An 8,880-nucleotide genomic window follows, 5' to 3' on the forward strand; every position below is an offset into this window, starting at 1 on the left:
GTGATTTTATTATATAAGGCGAGCAAAGTCAAACTAAATTAAAAAGGTTAAGATTTAAAGGTTTAGGAGATTTATGACGATGCGGCCGTTCTGTATCGTGAGAGGTATTCCGAACACACTGGTCCAGCCATGCGCGGCGAGCTCACTTTCAACCTGTGCCTGCGATGATGTGGGGGGCATAGTATCTAGTAGGCCAGTCAGGCGGTTTACGTAATCTTCCCTTTCGGCGGTAGCCAACGCGTAGAAATCGATATCTGTGTCGAATATTATCTGGCTGTACGCCGGATTTTCACGTGTATACTTATCCGTTATCTGGCTAAGTAATTTTATGAATTTCGCGAATCTTTCGGCAGACGAATTTCTGAGAGTCCTGAAGAAAACCCATGAATCCACCGATATTTTATTCTGCCAGGTCGTCGTAAAAGTATTTCTTTCGGCTATATTAATGCCATTGAAGACCGTGTCTATAGCTCCGTATGTATCACTTATATAATCGGGGCTTAGATTGCCGTGATCCATCGGGCAAAAGGCGCTATCTATCCTGTATGTATAAAAGTTATTTGAAGTTTTATAATCTCCGAGCGTAACCGTATTCGTCAGACCAAGAAGTGCGTCTATCATCATGGGCGAAAGTCTGTTTCCGTCTGTCTTGGCCGTAGCGTCCATTGCGTCCGCTATAGCCAGAGAGTCGCGAAGAGTCTGGTCCATGGCGGTAAAAGTATCCGGGAAAGAATACGTGCCAAAATCTGCCATATAGCCGTGATAACGGATAATATCCTCTATCTTTGTGATATCTATCTGAGTGCCTGCCACTCTACTCTCTAATATACCGGCCGTGAAGGTGGCTCCCTCTGCGCCATGCCATCTTACCCGGGTGGCCGAATCTTTCTTTATATCATGGAATATGGAACTAAATAACAGATTACGTTTATCCTGCGCTGACATCGCGTCAAACTTTTGCTTGAGCAGAGAAAGCTTCGCGAAATATGCTGTTTTATCAACGCTGCCTAACGTGGATGAAAGGCTGTCATACAACGCTTCGAACCCGCCGCCTGCTTCGCCTCTCACAAGGTTAATTAACGAAATTACAATCGCCTTGACGTGACTAATCGTAGCGTCGCTCATCGCCTTAAGCTCAGGCATATTGTCTACGAGCCACAGCGCATCTGTACGCATCGTGTCAAGTGAAGCCGCAAAATCCATATTCTGTAAATCTTTAACCGTCTGCGTCACCAGATTAGTTATAAGCTGTGAACCCACATCGCGGGTTGCATTATTACCTTGAGCAAAAACAGCAAAATCTTCAAAAAAGAGCCTAATCTCAAATATATCCTTCGGTTGATTTGCAGATATATCGTTGCCTAAATACAGGTCTCTTGCGATGGAAGCTAAGGCGTTCTTTATTTCCGTTTCATCATTATATTTTACGTCTACGGCAACGAGGGTTGTTTTAAGAGCATTTATATACACCGCATCCTCCCGCTTTTTTATCTCAAAGTAAGATTTAGCTAAACCCTGCGCAAGTATAGGCTCAATACTTGTATATCCTGATTTTATTATTATAACCTCACCGGCAACAACGTATTCTTCAGTAGCGTATATGCCTCCCTCAAAGTTACTAAAGAACGCCTGGCCGGCGGTGAAGTAGGTGTATGAAGACATTTTGGAGACGTCTATGGATTTTAAGGCGGTATCAACGGTTGTCCGCACGGCAGGAACAGTTTCAGTGCCAGAGGATATGAAGTTAATCAGCGCCTGTGCAGCTTCGGGTGTACTAATTTCGCCAAGAAGTTTAGCGGCGACAAACCGCATTATCCTATTCGGGCTCGAAAGGTACGAGCTTAGGTCGTTAATAACACTTGCTCGGCTTAATACATCTATTGCAATTTGGATTTTAGAATCGTTTCTTTTGGCTATTTCGCTGGCTTTAAATAAATCAAAGAGCCCGGCGGAAAAATCAGAAAATACGGTATTTAATTCATCAATGTTAAAGAGAAGTCCTATTTCTCTCATTACGGCCTCGAGTGAATCCGAGCCGTGAATTTTATTTTTCGTAACTGTATAAGTCTTGCCGTCATCGCCGATTATATCAACGGTTTGAACGCCGTATTTATACCTCAGCGTACCCTCAGCGGGGTTCATCGCATCGCCCATTACGCTTCTTAATTTATCGTAAGCCGTCATATCAGTCCCGTCATAATAAAGAATTAAGGGGATGATTATGCCATTTTTTATATAACTGACAAGGCCCTCATAAAAGGATTTTTCCTTATGCTCCTTATAAAATAGTTCCACCACTTCGCGCGGCGCATTGATTATTTGTTTTTGCGATAAAACTCTAAAGCCGGCCGTTTCTAAATCTGCGATAATTGCAGGAATATACGGTGCTGCGTCCGGTTTGAGCATAGAATAGGTAATGCGGCCTGATAAGACATCAAAAAAGGTAGGCCTCGCATCTGTTTCGTTATACGGTGAACTTGCAAAAGTATTTACGCTCGATGAAAAATCCTCACTAACTAATGCAATCCCTTTTTCAAAGAAAACGCTGGCCGTATCTTCGGTTATCTTCAAAGCTATTTTTATTTTATTAATTGTATCCAAAGATACCAAATATATATTGTCTGCACCGGTGATGTTGATGGAGTTCAGCGCCGTAGCCGCTGCTTTTATAACCGCCTGCGATGCCGGCGTATCGCCGGGTTGGGATTTTATAAGGTTGATTAAATAATCTGCTGTAAACTCATCCATGCCGTAAAGCGGGAATACCTCAAGCAGTTCCGGCAGATAAGCAACATTTTCGACGGCCGTAATCAATTCCAACTCAAGTGCACTCAATGTTATGCCTCGAAGCTGCTTTATTTTAATATAATTATAGCGTGCGAGCATTTCGCCTATCACAGACATGGTGGACTGAGGCACATAATCCGGATTATTTATCGGCGGATAGAGGTACCGCCTGGAAAGATCGGAGTTAGCCAGGTCGAGCAAAGACCTGTTAGCTTCCCATTCTATGCTGCCATCGGGGTTGCGGTAGGGCATGTAGGTTTTTGTTTCGGGACCAAAAATCCCCGTATCTATGAACATACGTGCCGCATAAATCATCTCGTTGCGGGTCACTTCTTCCAGGTCTTGTTTGCTATAAACGGGGCCCCAGCCGTGGTGCTGCATAAAGCGCGCAAGATCACGGGTCTGGTGACCCTGGAAAAATATGCCTATAGTGCCATCGTCGTACTTATCTATGAATCCGCGGAGCGTGTACTTAATCTCAGGTTTATTCGTATCGTAGTTAAAATTTTTACTGCTATCGGGTGAGAATATGTCGAACATCGCCAGGTTACCCGTTACATATTTTATTACAAACACAGCCGGTTTTCCGTCATAATTGGGTGAATTGAAATAGGCATTAATCTTTACTCCTATATCTTCCGGCGTCATAAACTCAAAGAACTCTGGCTTGTTCTCCAGGGATACATTATCAAACCTGCCGTTTTCACCATACATAACATCCTCTGCCCTCTTAACGGGATCTGACGAACCCATAATGGCAAGGGTCTTTTCTACCGCCTCCCTATATCCGGGATCGCTCTTGAAGAAATCGGCTGCTGTATGAAGCTCTAAGGGCACATCCCTTAACTTATGATAATATTCGTGCAGCATGCGGGCTTGTGCTTTTCTGGCCTCAATCTCGTCGGGATTACCGTTATCGGCAATATACGCATCGCCGGCCCGAGAGTAGTAGAAATCCCGGCCTGCTATAGTGGGATTTATCTGGTCAAAAAGTTCCTGTGACAGCACCCAAATCTTCAGGTCTTTCTTCAGTTCAATGGCGCTAAGATATGTTTTAAACTCCTCTTTAAGAACGGCAAAATAAGCAAGGTCGTCAGCCGTGCCATCACTTTGCAGCCAGGTCTTCAGCCACACAAGGTCTTCATCGTCCTGCGGATATTCTGTTTCTTCTGCTATGGCCGCGCGGGCGGCTATCTCCAAAACAGCGTCTGAAACTGACTGTTTCGGAAGACGGCGGCGCGCCTCCTGAAGCCTTCGTTTTATACCGGCCGCTCTGATGTCCCCGCTAAGGGAAAGTTCGTAAGCCGCCCATTCCGAAACTAATCTCGTCATAAGGTCTTCCACCTTAGCCCCGTTTGCAGCGTCTCCAGGCCGCAAGAGCGCTCTGTTAAATGCGATTCCGACGAGATAACGGGACTCTATTTCTGTCCCGGCCGGGGCCTGATTTTTCGGGAAGGACTCGGCGTATCCAGTCTCATTCCGTAAAACCATTTGATAAAGAATGCTGAACCGGAGAGAGCTCAATGCGCTCTGCCGGAGTTCTTCAGTATACCGATATAAATTGACGCACAAGACACCATTATCATTGTAGAACATTGAATGACTGGCAGGATCGTCATTATAAGTAAACGAAACTTTATACGTTATAATATCCTTCATACCCGTTTCAATAAGCACCTGCAAAACCTGATAATTGATTACAAGGTTTATGTTCCTGGCAAGCTCAAGGATCCATACCAACTCTTTGTAAAATCGCTCTTTAATTTCAGCGACTGGTGTTGTTCCTTCTCTAAAGAGCTGATGATATTTATCATACATTGCGTGAAGCCATGCATCGCGGCCATCGGTTTCCAGCCAGCTTGTCTCTTCATTATGAGTAATAAAGTGCCTCATGCTCAATTCAAAAGAAGCTTCAGTTTGAAATATATCTTTATAATAATCCACATTGTTTATGTCGAAATATTTGTCGAAAAATTCCTCAATATCCCCGCGATACTTTGCGTTGAAATTATAGCTTATAACGATAAGCGGTTCCCAATCTATATCCTCCGATGCAGCGTCCGCCGCAATCGCTTCAAGCATACCCGGCGAGATGTACAGCTCATAAGTCCGGCGAATCCTGTCTCTTAAGGAGTTAAGAGCTGTTATAGTTGAGATATAGGTATAAGTTTCGGTTGAATATGTAAGGCGTAATATTGTTTCGAGCTGGGTGAGCTTGTTTGCCTCATCCTGAGTCAGTCCTTCTGGGCCTACGCCGTCGATATAACCCGCCGCCATACCTTCTTCTTCCAAGCTTTCATATACGTAAAGCTTTGCCAACGTTTCATCTAATATGTAGGCATGCTTCTTTTGCATTGTCCCGTTTGCATTCACGCAGGCTTGTGGTATATTGAAAAGGGCCTGCAGCGCAGTATAGTCCGAATTGCTTAAACTGGCCAAAGCTGCGGCGGTGTCTCCGGTAAAGGTTTGGGTGTTTTCGTCGTAGTCCCCGGTGAATATGGTTCTATTCACCGCATGGGCAAGGCCTTCTGCGATTTCTCTTTCGGTCGCGCCTGCTACTAGTAACACTACGCCGTTTCCTAAAGTGTATTCATGCAAGCCGGTCCTTCCCGCTGCATCCACATGTGAGGTAATCTTATCCATTGTGGCCTGAGAGATAATAGCCACGCCGTCTTCCAGTGCCGTGCCTGTTTCTGAAGTTATACCTATGGAGTTGAGGGCCTCGGCTATTTTTCCGATAGTATAAGAATCCGCTTCTGTGTTTATAAAATCAAGGAGCTCCTTGACGGCCTTCTGCCCGCCGAGTCCGGCAATTTTTCGCAATTTATTGTCATTCTTCATGTCGCGGACGATTCTTGCGGCATCCACACTGCCCTCCCAGTATAGCGCGGCTGCGGGTATATAAAATAAATCTACCGGCTCACCTGTGCCGTCTATCACTATAAGGCGCATATTCTTTATGTAGGCATCGTAGTCCGGCGGAAGGCCGGACTTGTCGATTTCTCCGGTGCCGGCATTTATGACTTTCACGCGCCGTGTCGCGCCTTCATAATTAAAGTAATATTCTCTTTCAAGAAGTATCTTGCCTATATTGGATTCGTTTACATTTTGGATTCTATACCCATCCCAGTCGTCCACCCTCAGGGTAAAGTTCTTATCATACTTAAATAGCCGGCTGTCCAAATAGGCTGTCTTTGGATTATAATTCCACGCAAACTTTAATTTTTTATCGTTTCTGTAAGCTTTAAGGGCAAGCCATCTTTTAACCGCTTTAGCTATGCCTTGGCCTTCATAGTCCTTATTGGATATCGTTATGAACTGCTGAAGTACGGCATCCGGATCGTCATAGTCGGGGCACAAAACGAATCCGATGGGCAACGGCTCTCCTTCTGCATATATGTATATTTTCATATCGTTTGGCGGCAAAGGCGAAAATTCAAGTCTTATATTCTTTCCGGTTTCAGGATTAAGTAACGTAACTCTTTTTATCTCGCCGGCGCCGTCATATTCATATTCCTCCCATACCGTTTCGTCGTTATCGTAAACTTTTGCGAGACGGCCTTTGGTATCCGAATTAGTATTAAAGAGCTTCCGGCGGATCTTGACGTGCCAGCCGTAATTATCATATACATTCCACATCTTTGCTATAATTTCTTCCAATTTTTCAAGTGAGGGCGATGTTATATCCCCGTCCTGCGTAAATAGAGACCCGCCTTTGTTTAAATACTCATCAGGATTAGGAGCTATTTTTTCCTCACCTTCGTCGACATAGCTATCATCAGTAATACAGTATCCGCCTGTTTTGATAGCATTTCCTATGTGAGATATAAACAAATTATAATCCGCAGCGATTCCGAATCCTGCTCGTTGGTAGTATATATCGATTCCGGCGTCTAATACCGAATTCAATTCTTCAGGATAGCTTTCAGGATGGGTAATATCTGCTGAAATGAATGTTATGGAGTAGTCCTTTTCGGCCGATTGGGGGTAAGACCACTTAAAGCGTATCCGCACGGAACCAGTGGCCGTTTCCTCAATAACAATATCTTCTTTTTTCACCCCAATACTTTTTAATTCTGCTATAATGCACCTTTCCATGTTCTCTTCTAAATATTTGATAACACCAAATCCGCATACTCTCTTGCTAAAAATATAGTCCTTAAAATTATAAATATCAAAAGGGAAATCTGCAAAATTGTAAACATTTCCATTGGTCCAATCATTTAAGGCATCTTCTAATCTTGCCTTATCTACTTTTGGCGCATTGTTAATAAAATATCCTTCCGTAGCATCGGTTGATAAAAGAAAGTTGGATATATCGGCACCTGCTCCGCCGTAAACGGCGACTTTACCCGCTTCACGATTGGGATTAACGATATTACGGACCCCGATGTCAGGTCCTACAAATACCGGATGGAGGATAGGATAGCTGTATGCCGAGTATTCCTTGTAGTAACGTGTAACAAATTCGGCAACGTCGGCTTTACTATAGGTACTCAACGAGGCAGCCCTTTTAGCATTCTCAAGAAGTTCATCAACTATAACATTATCTAAGCCGAAACGCTCGTCAAGGAGAGTCTTTATCTGCTCTTCTATGTGCGGATTGGCTGTAATGGCGTTTGCATATACTTCAACTTCAGCAGAAACCGCCTCTATCTCTTCCATCCACTCCTCATAGAGGATCCCCGTCGTGGAATTGTGTTTTGTCTGGTGGGTAAGGAGGCCTTCAAGTATAACTTCCATGGCGGGCGGGGCGTTGGTTTGGTTGGCTTTTGTCAGCCATTCGTTGAGCCAGATGATGTTGCCCTGCCTGAAGGCAAGTGTATTCAGATCTTTGAAGAAACGGATTTCCGCGCCGGTGGTGTTAAGCTGCGCAAGCAGGTTCGCTATCTTTGCGGCATTAGTATTTGTGCCGGTGCCGAAGGTTGCTAAATTTGCTTTTAATGTCGCGTCGCTTTGTACCCATAGGTTCTCGGTATTTATGCGCTGCAAGAGTTCTGCGCCGGAAAGTTCCTTATTTTTGCCGAGGGCGTCGAATTTTACATTGTCGCTTGTGCCTAAATCTTCTTTAGCATAACTGTTCGCCTGCAGGTATCGCACAATGGTTATGACTTCTGCGGCGTCTTTTTTCCATATCTCTATACCGTCTGCTATCTGATGCACTTTATAGGTATCTGTCCCTATTTTAAAGGTTGTATCAAATCCGTCAGGTTCATTCTGCATGATTTGGTGTAAGGCAGAGGCCTGGGCAGTGGCCAGACTGCCAAAACCGGCAGGCTCAAAAAGTATTGCGGAAGGATTAAGCTGGTATATGCTTACTAAATCTAAAGTACTATAATTATAGCGTACCGCTGTCTCGTCTTCATATAGTTTTATATAGCGGTTATCTGTAGCGTGTGAGTGGAATGTCCAATTGTTGCTGCGGCCCTGTGATTGAACGAGATCATTGAGATCAGTTTTTGTTATCAAGTCGTTGGTTGCAAAAGTTATGCCAACTTCAAGGTTTATCGCTACCAGTTCAGGATAAGTCGCCACAAATTTAAGAGCCGGTGCCATTACATTAAGCTTCGCAAGAGTGACATACACCACGCCATAATCATAATAGCCGACTGATTCGCCGAGTGCCTTTAGCGCCTTCGCCGCGGCTTTTACGGCATCCTGCGATGCGGTGGTATCGCACGGCTCGGATTCAATAAGATTTATTAACGGCTGAACTGCGGCAGCGTCGCCACGCTCGCCTAAAATCTGGGCCGCGACAAGGCGCTCGGTGGGGTTTGTGCTTGCAAGTTTCGAAATGAAAAATTCTATCGGCTTTTTCTTTATTATTTGGATGCGGTGGTTGCCTACATCTGCTACGTATATATTGCCTTCGGAATCTATGGTTATGTCGGAAGGAAAGTCGAACTTGCCTTCGGCAGCGCCATAAGAGCCGAATGAAGTTATGAAGTTAAAGTTTTTGTCGAATTTTTGGATACAACTGTTAAGTCTATCCGTTACATAGATATTGCCTTCGGAATCTATGGTTATGCCGGAAGGAGAGTCGAACTTGCCTTCGGCAGCGCCATAAGAGCCAAATGAAGTTATGAAGTTAAA

The 8,880-nt window shown here is 44.4% G+C and carries 1 protein-coding gene; it reads right to left on the reverse strand.

Annotated elements, in window-relative coordinates:
* Positions 1–54: 54 nt before the first annotated feature.
* Positions 55–8,880 (reverse strand): hypothetical protein (locus KKI13_04475; protein ID MBU4488303.1); only part of this gene is annotated, 8,826 nt, incomplete at its 5' end.

The sequence above is a fragment of the Candidatus Omnitrophota bacterium genome, assembly GCA_018894435.1.
Classification (GTDB): Bacteria; Omnitrophota; Gorgyraeia; order JAHIPI01; family JAHIPI01; genus JAHIPI01.